This window comes from Marinifilum sp., assembly GCF_965230805.1.
GTDB lineage: Bacteria > Bacteroidota > Bacteroidia > Bacteroidales > Marinifilaceae > Marinifilum.
On the sequence record NZ_OZ246019.1, the window covers coordinates 2,844,307 to 2,862,335 of the forward strand.

The window sequence follows — 18,029 nt, forward strand, 5'->3', positions numbered from 1 at the left end:
ATTAATGGGCTGATTTGGTGTAAGCTTTTACATCGTCAACGCTGATGCTATTTTGTCCCAAAATAATTAAGCGTTCAATGATATTTCTAAATTCACGTATATTTCCTGTGTAGTTGATCTTTTTTAGTTCTTCAATAGCCGCTTCATCAATTCCTTTAACGGGCAATCCCATTTCTCCGCAAATCATATCAATAAAATGATTTGCCAGCAAAGGAACATCCTCAATTCTATCGTTTAACGAAGGAACTTCGATTAAAATTACACTCAAACGATGGTATAAATCTTCACGAAAATGGTTGTTTTCAATTTCCTCTTTCAGGTTTTTGTTGGTAGCAGCAATCACGCGAACATTTACTTTAATTTCTTTGTCGCCACCAACACGGGTAATTCTGTTCTCCTGCAAAGCTCTTAACACTTTCGCTTGCGCTGATAGACTCATATCTCCAATCTCATCAAGGAATAGAGTACCTCCGTCGGCCAATTCGAATTTGCCTTTGCGTTGCTTGTGAGCCGATGTAAAGGATCCTTTTTCGTGGCCGAACAATTCGCTTTCGATCAATTCGGAAGGAATGGCAGCACAGTTTACCTCAATAAAAGGGCTTTTACAGCGATTGCTTTGTTCGTGAATGCGATGAGCAACCAATTCTTTGCCTGTTCCATTGGGGCCGGTAATTAAAATACGAGCATCGGTAGGCGCTACTTTGTCGATCATTTCGTTCACTGCCTTAATGGCATCTGCCTCGCCAATCATTTCATATTTCTTGCTCACCTTTCGTTTCAGAACCTTGGTTTCTGTTATCAGCTTCGATTTGTCCATTGCATTGCGAATGGTAATCAAAATTCGATTTAAATCAAGTGGCTTTTCAATAAAGTCGAAAGCTCCTTTTTTAATCGCTTCAACCGCAGTATCAATATTCCCATGACCCGAAATCATAATCACCGGTGTGTCTATTCCCAATTCCTGCATTTTCTCAAGAACTTCGATTCCGTCCATTTGAGGCATTTTGATATCGCATAGTATCGCATCAAACTCTTCGTTTTTTGCCGTTTCCAAACCAGCCATTCCATCTTCGGCAAGACTGATTTCATACTTTTCATAGCTCAAAATATCTTTTAAAGTATTGCGAATACTTCTTTCATCATCAATGATTAGAATTTTAGACATACCTGTTTTTTTTATTCTACAGCTAATGCTGATTGGTTCCTGTTTTTCTCGATAAGCTCAAATAAAGCTCCTTCCTTTAAAGCATAAGACGATTGGTACAATTTACTAAACCCGGCCTCCTTAACCAGGTGATTAATAAAAATACTGGCAATCACCATGAGTTCAACACGCACCGGATCCATCCCTTTCATTGCTTTTCGTTCTTCCAGGCTTGATGCCAGAAAAACTTGATGCAGTCTGAAAAAATCCTTCAGTTTGATTTCGAATTGCGATTCGGGCAAACCACTTACTTGTAATCCATCGGCCAACAGGATTTGCTTAAAAGTATCGAATGAACCCGATGAGCCAATTAAGGTTTTTACATTGTGAAGTTCCAATACTTCAAAAAGATCTGTTAGCTGCTCTTTTAAAAATTCTTCTACCAATTGTATATCAGCTTTGCTCATTGGATCGGAGGGGACAAATTTTTCCAAAAGGCGAGTCATCCCTAAAGGATAACTTTTTTTCCAGAAAATCTGATCATTATTAGCAATAATAATTTCGTTGCTTCCTCCTCCAATATCAAGAATGGCAACTGGTTCATGATTCAGCTGCACTGCATTTTTTGTTCCCGAATAAATGAGTTCAGCCTCACGATCTCCGGAAATAATTTCGACTTTAATCCGATAGGTATCTTCAATCATTTTAACAAACTCTTTCCCGTTTGAAGCCGATCGAATTGCAGAAGTGGCAAATGCAATTTTTTTGTTAGCATCAAATTCCTGGGAAATACGATTCATCTCATCAAATGCATTTTTTGCCCTTAGAATTGCTATGTCGGTTATGTTGTTTTTATTGATTCCTCCTTTGCCAATTTTGGTAGGATATTTTGAACGGTGTAGAATAATAGGAAGCTCCCCTTCGCTCCATTCAGCTACCAATAAATTAAATGTATTGGTGCCTAAATCAATTACAGAAATCCGTTTCTTTTGCATATTAATAGGTTAAAGGTTTAAGTGAATGCGATCTAGCCTGTTTTTTTAGGATTAGATTTATAATCGAAGATAGTAAAATCTTGCTTTATGAATAATAACTTTTATCAATATCTTGTGAATGCTGAGCTTACGCGCGCAATGGCACCAAAAACTGTGCCTAAAACGTTTCGGTGTGCAATGTTTGGCAGATGAAACGAGCGTGATTAAAATCATTATTAAACACGCACGATAATGATGATTTCGATCTGGTGATTTTCATCTGGCCAATGGAAAAGTTATAAAAAGATGAAAAATGCCCCGAAACGAGGCATTTTCAATTAAAGACAGAATATTTTTAGTTGTGATATCTTAGCCATTTCCAAATTTCTTTGTACGAAACTTTTTTGCCATACATCAAGATTCCTGTTCGGTATATTTTTGCGGCAATCCAGGTAATTAAAAGGAATGTTCCAATCAAAATGGTCATGGAAAGCAATAACTCCCAGATTGGTACTCCAAAAGGAATTCGCACCAACATTACAATAGGCGAAGTAAGAGGAATAATAGAACCCCAAAATGCTAAACTACTTTCCGGATTTCGTGCTACTGCTATGCCAATGTACAATGCAAAGATTAAAGGAATGGTTATTGGCAACATAAATTGCTGGGTTTCCGTTTCATTGTCAACAGCACTTCCTACTGCTGCAAATAAGGCTGAGTACAACAAATACCCACCTAAAAAGAAGAAGATAAAGGCAGCAACGATTCCTGCAATATAGGCAAGGTCGAATGTTCCTAGAATGTCTTGCGCCATTTTCAACTGTCCGGCATCTAAAGAAGCTGCACCCGTCGGCAATTCAGCAACGTTTTTCGCTTGTTGTAAAGTATCCATATCTACCCCGGGTAAAACCAATGCCGAGCCAACAGTGATTATAATTCCAGTTAGCACAACCCACATTATAAATTGGGTTAATCCAACCATGGCAACACCAACAATTTTCCCCATCATCAATTGGAATGGTTTTACCGATGAAATAATCACCTCAACAACTCGGTTGCTTTTCTCTTCGATTACACCGCGCATAACCTGAACTCCATACATGAAAATAAACATGTAAATGATTAAGCTGGCGGCAAAACCAATTCCCATAGCAATTTCGGTTGAGCTTTGCTTAACCTCCCCATCTTCGCCAAACTTAATGGTTCGCATTGAGATGGGTGTTTTTGTGGCAGCCAATTTTTCTTCCAGATCAGGCATGTTGGCTTCTGCAATTATTTTTGATCGCTTTAATTTTTCGATATGCTGCCTGATTTGTGTGCCCACATTTGTTTTTACCTCAATGGTAACCTGTTTATGAGAAAATAATTCAGCAGTTTTGCTGGAATAAATATCCTTAGGAATTACGAGAATGGCGTAATATCCTTTTTTCCCCATATTTTCTTTTGCATCATCGAAAGTTGTGTTTTGCAGATACTCATAAGTAGTGAATTCCGAACTTTTAACAGGTTCTGCCAATTCCGATTCGTTTAATACCGCAATGGTTCTTTTTTCGGTATCATCTTTCAACATCATCCATAACATAAAAGCATATATTCCTGCAATTAATATGGGAGTAAGAAAGGTAAGAATCAGGAAGGATCTTTTTTTTACGCGAGAGAGGTATTCTCTTTGTATAATGATAAATATCTTGTTCATATTTTAAATCTTGTGCTTAGATGGTTTTGCTTTCTTTTACAACTCGAATAAAAATATCATTCATATTAGGAATGATCTCGCGGAAGGAAATAATGTTCAGATAAGGCAGGAGTTGTTCTAATAATTCATTAGAAGTAGAGCCATTATTTAATTTGATTTTAAGGGTATTGAACTCGATTCCTTTTTCCTGACCAATAATTTCGAAATCAGCTTTAAGAACCTGTTCCAGTTTATCAAATTCACCGGTGTAATTTATTTCGTAGGTATTGGTTCTGTACTTCTTCTTAATCTGTTCTACTGATCCATCAAGAATTTTTTCTGATTTGTTGATTAATGCAATGTGGTCGCAGATTTCTTCAACAGATCCCATGTTATGAGTCGAGAAGATAATAGTTGCTCCTTTCTCCCGAAGTTGCAGAATCTCTTTCTTCAGCAGGTTTGCATTAATAGGATCAAACCCGCTAAAGGGCTCATCAAAAATTAACAATTCAGGATTATGCAGAATGGTAACAATAAACTGTACTTTTTGTGCCATCCCTTTCGATAGTTCTTCCACTTTTTTATCCCACCAAGGTAAGATGTCAAACTTATCGAACCATGCTTTTAATTTTTTAGTGGCTTCTTTTTGGCTCATGCCCTTTAGTTGAGCAAGGTAAACAGCTTGCTCACCAACTTTCATTTTTTTATACAAACCTCTTTCTTCGGGAAGGTAGCCAATGCGTTTTACATCTTCAGGCTTTAGGGGTTTTCCGTTAAAAAATACTTCTCCCGCATCGGGGCCGGTAATTTGGTTGATGATGCGAATCAGTGTTGTTTTTCCAGCTCCATTCGGACCGAGTAATCCAAATATACTGCCTTTCGGAACAGATATACTTACTTTGTTAAGAGCTTTATGCCCTGCATATTGCTTAACAAGGTTTTTTGCTTCGAAAAATGTCATGAATTATAGTTTAGCTTAGTGTCACTTTAATTAAGAAACTGTTTAAGATTGATTCTTTAACTTTTTCATTGATAAAAAATTTAAAACAAATCAATACTCTTATTAATCGAAATCTAAAATACACAATTTATCATCATGCCAACATAAAAAATCGATATAAAGAAGGTAATACAGGTTTTAGGATGTTATTTAACGTGAGTTCGACGTAAAATTCTATCCACAGAAAGTTATATTTGGGATAGATTTGCATTAAAAATTTGGAAAGAATAGCGGGCTATTTTGAGGAATTTTTAATGTGAAGATGTCCTAAAGAGAACTTTCCATTATTTGTTTGCCTGCTTTCGGCATCAATTTCCTCAAATCTTCTTGAAATATCCCGATATTCCTTCGAAAATTTGAGAAAATTTCTACTCAAAATCAGTGCAAACTGTGAACGAATTTTACGTCGAACTCACGTTATTTAATCGATGATATAAAACTTGCTTAAACAAGAAATCCCGGCAGAAATGCCGGGATTGAATTATTTGATTTTGTAATTAAGCGTAGCTATTCGAAGAAGTTTCTTACTTTCTTGAAAAAGCTTTTTTCGTGAGATGATGGTTTGGGATGAAATGATTCGGAAACTTGAAGTTTTTCCAAAATCTTTTTCTCTTCCTTGCTTACATTATTTGGTACCCAAACATTAATTTTAACCAAAAGATCACCTCGTCCGTATCCATTAACATCAGGAAGGCCTTTGCCTCTCAAACGCAAAATCTTTCCGGGTTGAGTTCCTCCGTCAATCCTTACTTTCACTTTGTTTTCTATGGTAGGAATCTCAACAGCGGTTCCCAAAATAGAATCAGGAATACTAATGAATAAGTTGTAAAGCAAATCATTTTCATCGCGAACCAATTCCGGATGTTCTTCCTCTTGAATAAGGATTAACAAATCACCGTTAATTCCGCCACGACGAGCAGCATTGCCTTTGCCGCTAACCGAAAGCTGCATGCCTTCTGCCACACCAGCAGGGATATTTATTGAGATGACTTCTTCATCGCGCACAATACCTTCTCCGGCACAACTTGTACATTTATCGGTAATGATTTTACCATCTCCATTACAAGTAGGGCAGGTTGAAGCAGTTTGCATTTGCCCCAGAATGGTATTCTGTACTCGGGTAACCTGTCCTGAACCATTACAAGTAGGACAAGTAGAAAAAGATGATCCGTCTTTAGCACCAGAACCGTTACAAGATTTACATTCAACGTACTTCTTAACCTTAATCTTCTTTTCAACTCCTTCGGCAATTTCTTGCAAAGTCAGTTTCACCTTTACCCTAAGGTTGCTACCACGATTCACACGACGAGAGCTACGGCCTCCGCCGCCAAATCCACCGCCAAAGAAAGAACCGCCTCCAAAAATATCTCCAAAGTGAGAGAAAATATCTTCCATATTCATTCCGCCACCGAAACCACCGCCGGCAGCACCGCCCATTCCGGCATGGCCAAATTGATCGTAACGTTGGCGTTTTTCAGGATTGCTTAAAACTTCGTAAGCTTCGGCTGCTTCCTTAAAACTTTCTTCGGCTTGTTTATCACCCGGATTTTTATCGGGATGATACTGAATTGCCTTTTTACGATATGCTTTTTTTAATTCGGCTTCCGAGGCAGATTTTGAAACCCCTAAAACCTCATAATAATCTCTTTTCGACATTTTCTAAAAATTTGTGTTTGGTTAATGATTGAGCCAAAATGGGAATTCATCCTCATCTACTCAGTAACACTCTCAATAACTATTGAGACACACAATAACGGTTTAAAATTATTCTCCTACAACAACTTTTGCGAAACGGATCACTTTTTCATTTAGCGTGTATCCTTTTTCAACGCAATCAACCACTTTACCTTTCATGTCCTCTGATGGAGCTGGAATTTTGGTAATTGCTTCGTGAATGTCGGTATCAAATTCTTTGTTAATGGCTTCAATTTCCTGAACTCCATTTTGCAAAATGAAATCCTTAAAATTGTTATAGATTAAGTGAACCCCTTCTTTTAAAGCTTCTACATCTTTTGCTTCATCAATTGATTGCAAAGCTCTCTCGAAGTTGTCCATTACAGGAAGAACATTAACAAGAATTTTTTCACCTGCCGATTTGGTAAGTTCCATTTTCTCTTTTAAGGTTCTTTTTCTGTAGTTATCAAACTCAGCTGATAAGCGCATGTATTTGTCGCTGATATCTTGAAGTTTGGCTCCAAGTTCTTCTATTTCGTCAGCTTTCTTTTCTTTTGCTGATTTTTTCTTTTCTTTCTTTTTTTCAGCCTTTGGTTCTTCTTTCACTTCTTTCTCCTCAACAGGCTGTTCTACTTTAGTTTCCAAATCCTTTTCTTCCAATTCTTCTTTTTTTGATTTGCTTGTATCTTTTGTCATTTTTCAATGATTTTTGCGTTCTAAATTTACACGGCAGAACTAAACAAATAACCTGCCAATTTGTGCCTTCGCGACAAATTGGCACAAAGATAGAATTTGAAACTGTAATTATTTCCTTTTTTGCTTCTTTTCATGCAGATAATTATGTCATTAGCTGATACAGAAAAGTCAAATTTCTCATCTTTCATTGAAAAAGAATCAAGCGGTTAGAATATTATGCAGGTCGGGATGTAAAATGGTATAATTGGCTGAATAAAAAAAAGCGAGTACAAATTACCCGCTTTTAAATAGCCTAAGTTCGACTAAAATATCTCGAATGTTCTATTTTTTTTGTTGAAGCATTAGAGCTTGTTCTAAATTGGCTCCTCGCAAATTCTTGGCTATAATAATGCCATTTCCATCAATCAGAAAATTAGAAGGAATAGAACGAATTCCAAATTTATTTGAGGTTGGAGATTGCCAGCCTTTTAATTCGCTTACATGATATTTCCAGCTAAGATTGTCTTTTGCAATGGCAGCCTTCCAACTTGCTAATTTTTTATCTAGCGAAAAACTGTAAATCTCAAAACCATTCCCGTTTTTAAATTCAGATTCTTTAAACTTGTTGTAAGCAGCTACAATTACAGGATTCTCGTGTCTGCAAGGAGGACACCATGAAGCCCAAAAGTCTACCAAAACCACTTTGCCTTTTAAGGCACTTAGCTTTAATGATTTACCATCAATGGATTTGGCAACTATGTCAGGGAGTTTGTCTCCAACATTAAATCCTTCTTTTGCGACTTTTGATGTATTACCTGCTGCAGCTGAAATTGAGAATAAGAACGCTAAAATCAAAAATGTATATTTGAATTGTTTCATATCTGTTTTTATTAACTATTAATAATTCAATTTGCTTTCAAATTAAAAATAGCGATATCTGCTCGTTTAATCTGTTAAAGAATAGTTAATTAACAATTCGTTTGATGTTTGCACCAATTGCATTCAATCTTAAATTAATGTTCTCGTACCCTCGGTCAATTTGATCAATGTTATGAATTGTGCTTTTGCCCTCAGCTGATAAAGCAGCTATTAGTAGGGCAACACCAGCGCGAATATCCGGCGAAACCATTGTTGTGGGTCTTAATTGATATTCATGATTCAATCCGATTACTGTGGCACGATGCGGATCGCAAAGAATGATTTGTGCGCCCATATCAATCAATTTATCTGTAAAGAACAATCGGCTTTCAAACATTTTTTGATGGATTAATACGCTTCCTTTAGCTTGTGTGGCAACAACAAGAAAAACGCTTAGTAAATCAGGAGTTAATCCTGGCCAAGGGGCATCTGCAATGGTTAAAATCGATCCATCAATAAAATTTTCGATCTTGTAATTGTCCTGTCTTGGGATATAGATATCATCACCCTTTAATTCCATTTTAATTCCCAATCGACGGAAAGCATCAGGAATCATTCCCAATTCTTTGTAAGCAACATCTTTAATGGTAATCTCAGACTTGGTCATGGCAGCCAAACCAATGAAACTTCCAATTTCAATCATATCAGGAAGGATTTTGTGCTCGCAGCCACCAAGTTCCTTTACCCCTTCAATTTCTAATAAGTTAGAACCCAAGCCGATGATTTTGGCTCCCATTGAAATTAGCATTCTACACAATTGTTGGATGTATGGTTCGCATGCAGCATTATATATGGTGGTTTTTCCTTCGGCCAATACTGCTGCCATAATAATATTTGCAGTACCCGTAACCGATGCTTCATCTAAAAGCATGTAGGTTCCTTTTAGTTTTTTTGCCTCTACTCTATAGAAATTCTCGCCTTGGTTAAAATTGAACTTGGCACCAAGTTTCTCAAAACCGATGAAGTGAGTATCTAATCTTCTGCGGCCAATTTTGTCGCCTCCCGGACGAGGAATATATCCTTTTCCAAATCGAGCCAAAAGCGGACCGATAATCATGATTGAACCACGAAGCGAAGAACCTTTCTTTACAAATTCAGGAGAATTCAGATATTCAAGATTCACACTTTCGGCTTTGAAAGTATAAGTGTTTTTAGATTCCTGAGATACATGAACTCCCAAATCAGACAAGAGTTCAATTAATTTGTTTACATCCAGAATATTGGGAATGTTATGAATTGTTACTTTTTGGTCGGTTAATAATGTTGCACAAAGAATTTGTAAGGCTTCATTTTTTGCCCCTTGTGGCGTTAATTCACCTTTTAGAGCTTGGCCTCCAATTATTTCGAAAGTACTCATGATAGTCTGTGTTTTGTTGTAAATGACAGGTTAAAGATAATCATAAAAGTGAAGGAAAAATCGAAAATTTAACGCAGGGAAACAAAAAAAAGCCAGTTGAAAAACCGGCTTTAAAAATTATCTACTTTTGTTTTTGCGATTATCATTTCGATGCCCGCTATGCTTTTTACGTGGCTTATTTTTTTGTGAGAAATCCTTTTCTCTGGCTTCACGCAATTTTAATTCCTCAGCAATGGTAAGCTGCCCATTCGATAGCTCTATAATATCTTGAAAAATTTTCTCATCAGGCACACTGTCCTTGTTCCAATTGATGAAAGACTTTTTCATGTGGTTTGCAATCATTAAAATCAAAGCATCTTTTTCTTTTTGATCTTCAAGTTCGATGGCTTCGGCAATTAAGGATTCGATTGTTTTACCGTAATGACGATATTTAATGCGCTCGTTTTTATAAGGAACCTTTTCAGGCTTTTTTGATAACTTTTCTTTTGTTGGTGTTTCAAAAGGAGAATCAATATCTAATTTAAAATCTGACATTAATGCCAAGTGATCCCATAGTTTGTGCCTAAAATCGCTAACATCTCTAAGGTGTGGATACATGTTACCCATTACGGCAATAATGCTTTTGGCTACTCTGTTTCTCTCTTCTTTGTCTTCAACAGTTAAAGCAAAGTCAACCATTTTTTGAACGTTTCGTCCATATTCAGGAAGAGTAAGATGTTTCCTGTTCGAATTGTAATCCATTTATTCAGTTGTGTTAATTACGGCAATCAATTTTTATATAAAAGGTAAATTTGTTTGCTAGTTGCAGTCAATACCGAAATAAAATTGAAGTTTGTTTTAAATGATTCGTAGTGACTTTTTCTGGTTTGCCGCTTATTTTTAATGAAGTAAATAAGAAATTTAGCGTATCGTTTTGGTAATCGACAATATCAGAAAGTCTTAGAACTCACTGCAAATGTATGTGTTTTCTTTAATCATTACAAATTGTTCGATAATTATCCTACAATTTTAAGTTTCGCAAACTTAAGAAGAAGTTGTTTTTGTCCAACTGTTTTAAAGAATACTGTAGCCTTAATATTAGGTTTGTTTCCTTCCATTTGCAGAACCTTCCCTTTCCCAAACCTTTGGTGTTCTACCTCCATTCCAGCTTGAATTAATTCAGGGTCGGAAGGGGTAAAATTAGGATCGATATTGTTGTTACTTTGTTTTGGATGCGATATTTGCTGTTTTAGTTTAGGTTTAGCCGAAAAACTTCTTTTTTGCTGAAACTTGCTTGGCGAGCTTGGCATCTCAAATTCAGTTTCGCTTTGGGAATTGTCTCTGCCATTTCCTGTAAATTCGGGTTCTTGCTCATAGGAAAAGTCCAGAAATCTCTCATCAATCTCTCGTATAAAACGACTAGGTCTCGGAAAACTCATATTTCCCCATTTGTATCTCGATTTAGCAAATGAAAGAGTGGCCTTTTTCTCGGCACGAGTTAAAGCTACATAGAACAATCTTCTTTCTTCTTCCAATTCTTGTTGGGTATTGGTAGCCATTTGCGAAGGAAATAATTCTTCTTCCAATCCAACAATATACAAATAGGGAAACTCCAAACCTTTTGCCGAGTGAATGGTCATTAAAGTAACCTTATCACGATCTTCATCCTTTTCGTTATCCTGATCGGTTAACAAAGCCACGTCTTCAAGGAAGTTCGGCAAGTGCAGGTTGCGCCCTTCTTCTAAAGCATTCTGTGTAAATTCTTGAATCCCATTTAGTAACTCCTGGATGTTTTCATGTCTTGAAACGCCTTCCGGTGAATTGTCGTTGTATAATTCTTTAATGATTCCTGTAGATTTGGCAATATTATCGGCTAAGTCGAAAGCAGTTTCAGTTTCCAATTGGTCTTGAAAGCCTTTTATTAGATCTGCAAATTTTGTGATCTTAGAAATGGTTCCTGCATTTAAACCATATGGTCTTTGTTGCAAACCGCAAATAATGTCCCAAATGCTAATTGCATTTTGTACAGCGGCTTCTTGGAGTTTGGCAATTGTTGTAGCACCAATACCACGTTTGGGATAATTAATTACTCTCTTTATTGCCTCTTCGTCATGCGGATTTACAGCCATTCGGCAATAAGCCAAGAGGTCTTTTATTTCCTTACGTTGATAAAAAGACAAGCCGCCATAAATCTTATAGGGAAGGTTTAATTTCCGTAATGATTCCTCAAAAATTCTCGATTGAGCATTGGTTCTGTACAAAATGGCAAAATCCTGATATGCATTGTGCGAGCGCATTCGTGTTTCAAAAATATCATTCGAAATCAGGTAACCTTCCTCATGGTCGGTTAAAGCTTTTACAACTTTAATTTTATCGCCAGCTTCGTTTTCCGAATAAGATTCTTTTTTGATTTGTCCTTTGTTCTTATGAATAATGCTGTTGGCAGCGTTTACAATGTTTTGTGTTGATCTGTAATTCTGTTCCAGTTTGTAGAGTTGATAGTTTGGGTAATCGTTTCTAAAATTCAGAATGTTTTCGATTTTAGCACCTCGGAATGAATAAATACTTTGAGCATCGTCACCCACAACACAAATATTTTTGTGTTGCTCCACCAGTTTTTTCACAATTAAATACTGTGCGTAGTTGGTATCCTGATACTCGTCTACCAATAAATAGCTGAACTTGCCCTGATATTTAGACAGTATTTCCGGGAAATCTCTAAATAAGATGTTGGTTTGCAGAAGCAAATCGTCAAAATCCATCGCATTTGCTTGTTTGCACCTTTTAGCATATCTCGAATAGATTTCTGATATTCTTGGTTTTCTTGCTTCAGCATCAGCTTTTTGGGCATTTGCATTATTGACGTATGCCGCTGCGGTAATCAAATTGTTTTTAGCCGAAGATATTCTGTTTTGAACCTCGTTTGGCTTGTACACCTTATCGTCTAACTGCATTTCCTTGATTATGGCACGATAAAGATTTCGTGAATCTTGCGTGTCGTATATCGTGAAGTTCGAATCAAATCCTAAATGATCAGCTTCGTATCTTAAAATTTTAGAGAATATAGAGTGGAATGTTCCCATCCACAAGCTTTGTGCTTGATCAGAGCCAACAACATTTGCAATTCGATCTTTCATTTCGCGAGCTGCTTTGTTGGTAAAGGTTAAGGCTAAAATCGAATAAGGGCGAACTCCTTGGTTCAGCAGATGAGCAATTCTATAGGTAAGCACTCTCGTTTTTCCCGAACCTGCACCTGCAATCACAAGCGAAGGGCCGGTGTAATTTTCAACAGCTTCTTTCTGAACAGGGTTTAACTCATTCAAATATTCCATTCTAACAATTATTTATCTGTAAATTTTGTGTGTCAAAAATAACACTTGTAGATTAAATAGGAGTTCTTTTTGTGAATTAAGCCACAAGATAATTGATTAATATTGAAAAATCGGCTTAAATTTTTCTAATATTGTAAATCAAACTATGCAAATTAAATGTCCCAAATAAAGATGACAATTAAATCCGTTTTTAGATATTCCATTCAATTTCTTTTTGTTTTAGCAGCCGTATTATCAACTTCTTTTTTGTCGGAAGTTTATGGACAAATTTCGGCACCAAAGTCTAGTTACAGAAGCCTAACTGAATATACTGCCACTGCAAATGATTCAATTTTTGTTTTTTGTGACAATATTGGAACCGGAGTTGGTGAGTTAAGAGCCGACTCGCCTGATAGAACAAATGGCTGGACATTTAATTGGACTAAGTGGGATGTTGCAACCAACGATTTTACAACGAATGTGCTTATCGAGTCAAATCAGAGTTTTTCAATATTGTCTAACTTAACTGACGGAAGGTATCGTGTAATCATCTCTAAAGGTGGCGAAACTGATGTTGTAAGTGTTGCATGGGTTTTAAATAATACCAATTCAATCCCTGTTTTAAGCTTAGATTTAATGGATTGTGTTGGAGTGCATTTTTCAGCGTCATTTGCTAAAAAAGATCTACAGTATCAAGATGTTCCAAATTTAAATCAGTTAAATGTGCCAGTTGAGGATCGAGTGATTTTTTCATTACAAAGAAATGGAGAAGAGAAACTAAGAACTCAATTTGATAATTACGATGGATCGGATAAGAGTTTTATAGATCAGGAAGCATACGAAGAAGATGAGACTTATAAATTGGTGCTTACTGATCAATATGGGTGTGAGTTTATATCTAATACAATTCAAACACCTACTTATGTGGTAAAAGCTGATTTTTCTTTTGATAACAATTTTCAGGAAAACAGTGGAAATGAGGCTCCGATGAAAGTAAGGTTTAATAACAATTCTATTAATGCTACTGATTATGAATGGTACTTGTATCAAGATTACGACAAGTTGCCTGAGGGAATGACTAGTGTTGAAGATAGTTTGTTGACCGATGGGATATTAACCGATGAGGTATTAGCTCCATACACATATCAATATGCGGGGAATTACTTCGTTAAACTGATAGTTAAGTCGGATAAAGAACCAGAGGTATGTGTTGATGAAATGATACTAAGTGCTCCAATAAAAGTAGATACTTCCTTGGTACAAGTTCCTAACGTGTTCACCCCAAATGGCGACGGTAAAAATGATGTTTGGAGAATTAAGACTCAATCTTTGTTTTTGGAGAGTTTTCATGCAATTGTTTTTAATCGTTGGGGGCGAGTGGTGTACGAATGGAGGAATCCGGATGAAGGTTGGAATGGAAAAATTAATGGGAAAATGGCTACTCCCGGAACTTATTTTTACGTGATTACCGCAGCGGGCAGAGAAGAGCCTAAGAAAAAATATACTAAAAAAGGTTCGTTTATGCTGATAAGGAAATAAAAAAGACTTGACTTTTTTTTATTCTTTCCAGTCTAAATTTTTTATGGGGGCGATTTAATACATATGATTTAGTAATAGGATCAATCTATTTATTAATTGGCTTGTTAACTTTACTTATTACAACTTTTGGGTTAAACTTTGTCTAGCTGTTAATCACTAAGGAGTTTTTGCAGGTGTTTTATTTGGTAAAGATATCCTAAAAAAACCGCCTCAAAAGTGAGACGGTTTTAGTAATGTGCTTCTGTAATGCAATTATGCTTCTGCAGTTTCTTCTTCGTAAGCTGCCAGTAATTCTTCTTGAACATCACCTGGAACTTTTTCGTAAGCATCAAATTTCATCGAGAATTGGGCGCGACCACCAGTTAGTGAGCTCAAAGAAGTAGAGTAGCGATTCATCTCTTTCAAAGGAACCTTAGCAATAATTTTTTGGAATCCTTTTTCTGCTTCCATACCCATAATCATGGCTCTACGAGTTTGTAGATCACTCATAACGTCACCCATTCTGTCCTCTGGAACCAATACCTCTACATCGTAAATTGGTTCAAGAATTTTAGGGGCAGCATTTTTAAATGCAGCACTAAATGCATGGCGACCGGCTAGCTTAAACGAAATTTCATTGGAGTCTACTGCATGCATCTTTCCATCGTAAATTACAACGCGAATATCGCGGGCATATGAACCTGTTAACGGACCTTCATCCATTTTTTCCATTACTCCTTTCAAGATAGCAGGTAGGAATCTAGTGTCGATAGCACCACCAACAATACAGTTGCAGAAAACCAATTTTCCACCCCAATCAAGCTCGTGTTCTTCTGTTCCTCTCAAGTTTACTTTCAATTCCTTGCCTTCTAAATTGTACATTACAGGATCTGGCATTCCTTCTGTGAAAGGTTCAATAATCATATGAACCTCGCCAAACTGCCCGGAACCTCCCGATTGTTTTTTGTGGCGATAATCAGCCTGAGCCAGCTTGGTAATGGTCTCGCGATAAGGAATCTTAGGGTCAAGGAATTCTATTTCCATTTTATCATTGTTCAATAATCTCCACTTTAATGTATTCATGTGAAATTCACCTTGCCCGTGAAGAATGATTTGTTTCAATTCCTTCGAGTATTCGATAAGAATTGTAGGATCTTCTTCGTGAATACGATGCAATAGTTCCCCTAATCTTTCTTCATCTCCATCTTCTTTTGCTTTAACAGCAGTTCTGTATTTTGGTTCCGGGAATTCAATTTCTTTATATGTGAAATCACAATCTTTACAGTTTAAGGTGTGATTGTTCTTCGTATTTTTCAATTTTACAGTTGCCCCGATATCACCTGCCACCAGTTCCGAAACTCTTTCTCTGTTTCTTCCTGCAACCAGATATAATTGAGATAACCTTTCCTTGGTGTCGTTGTTAATATTGGTTAAATCATCACCTTCTTTCACACTCCCCGAAATGACTTTAAAGTAACTTACTTCACCAATATGTGGTTCCATCGAGGTTTTAAATATAAATAGTGATGTTGGAGCATTTACGTCGCATTTCGCTTCTCGGCCACTAACGGTTGGAATAGCAGGCATTTCAGTAACGAAAGGAACAATATTGCCAATAAACTCCATTAAACGGCGAACGCCCATATCTTTTTTAGCCGAAATACAAAATACCGGGAACAAATCACCTGCAATCATCCCTTTTTTCATTCCTTCTCGCATTTCGTCTTCGGTAAGTGTTCCCTTGTCAAAATACAATTCCATAAGAGCTTCATCATTCTCTGCAGCCGATTCTACAAGCTCATTGTGTAGTTCATCAGCCTTTCCTTTTTCCGAATCAGGAATATCTAAGATTTGTGGTTCCCCTCCTTCCGGTTCCCATTGGTACATTTTCATTTTTAGTACATCCACAACTGCGTTAAAATCTACGCCAACGTTTACGGGATACTGCACAATTGAAACTTTATTACCAAAATTAGTCTTCGCTGATTCTATTGATTGATCAAAATTAGCTTTATCGTGATCCAATTGGTTCACCACAAAAATAAGTGGAGTGTTTAAAGCTTCCGCTCTTCGTCCAATAATCTCAGTACCAACCTCAACACCGTGTTGTGCATTGATTAGCATTAGTCCGGTATCGGTTACATTTAAAGCTGAAATTACACCACCCGAAAAGTCGTCAGCACCTGGAGTATCAATAAAATTGATTTTCTTCCCTAACCATTCAGTGTACAATACCGTTGAAAATACGGAATTTCCATATTCGTGTTCTACAGGATTGTAATCAGAAACGGTGTTATTATCTTCCACGTTTCCGCGTCTTGTAATAACACCGCCTTCAAACAACATAGACTCGGCCAGGGTAGTTTTACCCGAGCCGGCGTTGCCAATGAGGGCGATGTTCTTAATTTCATTTGATTGATACACTTTCATAATTGTATTTTTTGGGGTTTATATAAAATGTTAGTATCAAAAACCAGATTTTAGGTTTTTAAGGATTCCCAAATTAATTAACTTTTTAATAAGATACAATAAACATTAAAGCTATTTGTTGAAAATAATTTACATGCAGATGTATTGATTGTGTTTTTTATCTAATCCCACCATTTTCCTGTCACGAATGAGGTTCAGATAGAACTTATTTAAAATCAGTTGTTTTTTTATTCGTATCGATTTGACTTTTTAAAGTCTTTTTGTACCTTTGTGCGCTGATTTCAAGGGGATTTTTGCAAAAATCAACATGTTGATTGTTGTTTTTAGTAAATAAATAATACCTTTGCAAACCAATTTGTTAAAATATATTTAATTAAAAAGTAATTGTTAATATGCCTACAATTCAACAGTTAGTTCGAAAAGGAAGAACCAAGCTTCAAGAGAAGAGCAAGGCTCCAGCGTTGGATTCTTGTCCTCAAAGAAGAGGGGTTTGCGTGCGTGTGTATACCACTACACCTAAGAAACCTAACTCAGCAATGCGTAAAGTTGCTCGTGTTAGATTGACTAACGGAAAAGAAGTGAATGCTTACATTCCGGGTGAAGGACATAATTTACAAGAGCACTCGATTGTATTGATTAGAGGTGGTCGTGTGAAAGACCTTCCAGGGGTAAGATATCACCTTGTTCGTGGTGCTCTTGATGCTTCAGGGGTAGAAGGTCGTATGCAGCGTCGTTCTAAGTATGGTACTAAGAGACCAAAGAAAAAGTAAAAACCTAGTTTGTAACTGTAGGAGTTATAGTTTATGTGTTGTTCCCACTAGGTTGAGTAAATAGTCGTGAGACTGTTGAAGACGTTTTTGGGCAGCTAACATACGAATAGCTCGTAAACTAAAAGAGATGAGAAAATCAAGACCTAAAAAAAGAATCTTGTTGCCAGATCCAAAATTCAATGATGTTTTGGTTACAAGATTTGTAAATGACTTGATGATGGACGGTAAGAAGAATCTTGCGTTCAAAATTTTCTATGATGCATTAGAAATTGTTAAGTCGAAAACTGAAAAGTTAGAAAAATCTCCACTAGAGATTTGGAAAAAGTCTTTGGAGAATATCACTCCAGCTGTAGAGGTAAAGAGTCGCCGTGTTGGTGGTGCTACCTTTCAGGTTCCAATGGAAATTCGTCCGGAAAGAAAAGTTTCTATTTCTATTAAGAATATGATTCTTTTTGCTCGTAAGAGATCAGGTAAGTCTATGGCTGAAAAATTATCAGCTGAGATTATCGCCGCTTTTAACGAAGAAGGAGGAGCTTTCAAGAAGAAAGAAGATACTCATAGAATGGCTGAAGCTAACCGTGCTTTTGCTCACTTTAGATTTTAA

The 18,029-nt window shown here is 36.6% G+C and carries 14 protein-coding genes; 3 read left to right on the top strand and 11 right to left on the bottom strand.

Annotated features, from left to right (window positions below; all coding sequences use genetic code 11):
• Position 1: 1 nt before the first annotated feature.
• The 10 genes from ACO05S_RS11395 to ACO05S_RS11440 all read right to left on the bottom strand — a co-directional run bounded on the left by ACO05S_RS11395 (position 2) and on the right by ACO05S_RS11440 (position 12,728).
• Positions 2–1,165 (bottom strand): sigma-54-dependent transcriptional regulator, encoded by a 1,164-nt coding sequence (locus ACO05S_RS11395; RefSeq protein WP_421918141.1) that lies wholly within the window; start codon positions 1,163–1,165, stop codon positions 2–4.
• Between the two features lie 11 nt (positions 1,166–1,176).
• A complete protein-coding gene (locus ACO05S_RS11400; RefSeq protein ID WP_421918142.1) occupies positions 1,177–2,139 on the bottom strand; it encodes a phosphatase in 963 nt (320 codons plus the stop codon).
• 334 nt (positions 2,140–2,473) lie between these two features.
• Positions 2,474–3,814 (bottom strand): ABC transporter permease, encoded by a 1,341-nt coding sequence (locus ACO05S_RS11405; protein WP_421918143.1) that lies wholly within the window; start codon positions 3,812–3,814, stop codon positions 2,474–2,476.
• A 16-nt stretch (positions 3,815–3,830) separates the two neighbouring features.
• Complete coding sequence (locus ACO05S_RS11410; RefSeq protein ID WP_421918144.1) at positions 3,831–4,754, bottom strand: ABC transporter ATP-binding protein; 924 nt, start codon at positions 4,752–4,754, stop codon at positions 3,831–3,833.
• A 546-nt stretch (positions 4,755–5,300) separates the two neighbouring features.
• Positions 5,301–6,449: a molecular chaperone DnaJ gene (gene dnaJ, locus ACO05S_RS11415; protein WP_421918145.1), complete on the bottom strand. Its 1,149-nt coding sequence runs from the start codon at positions 6,447–6,449 to the stop codon at positions 5,301–5,303.
• 108 nt (positions 6,450–6,557) lie between these two features.
• Positions 6,558–7,163, bottom strand: a complete 606-nt coding sequence (locus ACO05S_RS11420) for a nucleotide exchange factor GrpE (RefSeq protein WP_421918146.1) — start codon at positions 7,161–7,163, stop codon at positions 6,558–6,560.
• Positions 7,164–7,484: 321 nt separating this feature from the next.
• Positions 7,485–8,021, bottom strand: a complete 537-nt coding sequence (locus tag ACO05S_RS11425; RefSeq protein ID WP_421918147.1) for a TlpA family protein disulfide reductase — start codon at positions 8,019–8,021, stop codon at positions 7,485–7,487.
• A gap of 85 nt (positions 8,022–8,106) precedes the next feature.
• The gene (gene murA, locus ACO05S_RS11430; protein ID WP_421918148.1) at positions 8,107–9,417 is read right to left on the bottom strand and encodes a UDP-N-acetylglucosamine 1-carboxyvinyltransferase; all 1,311 of its coding nucleotides are present in this window, start codon (positions 9,415–9,417) and stop codon (positions 8,107–8,109) included.
• A gap of 117 nt (positions 9,418–9,534) precedes the next feature.
• Positions 9,535–10,158 carry a DUF4290 domain-containing protein gene (locus ACO05S_RS11435; protein ID WP_421918149.1) on the bottom strand — a complete coding sequence of 208 codons (624 nt, stop codon included), beginning with the start codon at positions 10,156–10,158 and terminating at the stop codon, positions 9,535–9,537.
• Between the two features lie 254 nt (positions 10,159–10,412).
• Positions 10,413–12,728, bottom strand: a complete 2,316-nt coding sequence (locus ACO05S_RS11440) for an ATP-dependent helicase (RefSeq protein WP_421918150.1) — start codon at positions 12,726–12,728, stop codon at positions 10,413–10,415.
• A gap of 171 nt (positions 12,729–12,899) precedes the next feature.
• Between ACO05S_RS11440 and ACO05S_RS11445 the strand changes: the two genes are divergently transcribed.
• Positions 12,900–14,246 carry a gliding motility-associated C-terminal domain-containing protein gene (locus ACO05S_RS11445; RefSeq protein WP_421918151.1) on the top strand — a complete coding sequence of 449 codons (1,347 nt, stop codon included), beginning with the start codon at positions 12,900–12,902 and terminating at the stop codon, positions 14,244–14,246.
• A 252-nt stretch (positions 14,247–14,498) separates the two neighbouring features.
• Here ACO05S_RS11445 and ACO05S_RS11450 read toward each other — a convergent pair whose 3' ends face one another.
• The gene (locus tag ACO05S_RS11450; protein ID WP_421918152.1) at positions 14,499–16,655 is read right to left on the bottom strand and encodes an elongation factor G; all 2,157 of its coding nucleotides are present in this window, start codon (positions 16,653–16,655) and stop codon (positions 14,499–14,501) included.
• A 392-nt stretch (positions 16,656–17,047) separates the two neighbouring features.
• Here ACO05S_RS11450 and rpsL point away from each other — a divergent pair, with 392 nt between their 5' ends.
• Positions 17,048–17,425: a 30S ribosomal protein S12 gene (rpsL, locus tag ACO05S_RS11455; RefSeq protein ID WP_054714004.1), complete on the top strand. Its 378-nt coding sequence runs from the start codon at positions 17,048–17,050 to the stop codon at positions 17,423–17,425.
• 127 nt (positions 17,426–17,552) lie between these two features.
• On the top strand, positions 17,553–18,029 hold the full coding sequence (rpsG, locus tag ACO05S_RS11460; RefSeq protein WP_171595772.1) for a 30S ribosomal protein S7: 477 nt from the start codon (positions 17,553–17,555) through the stop codon (positions 18,027–18,029).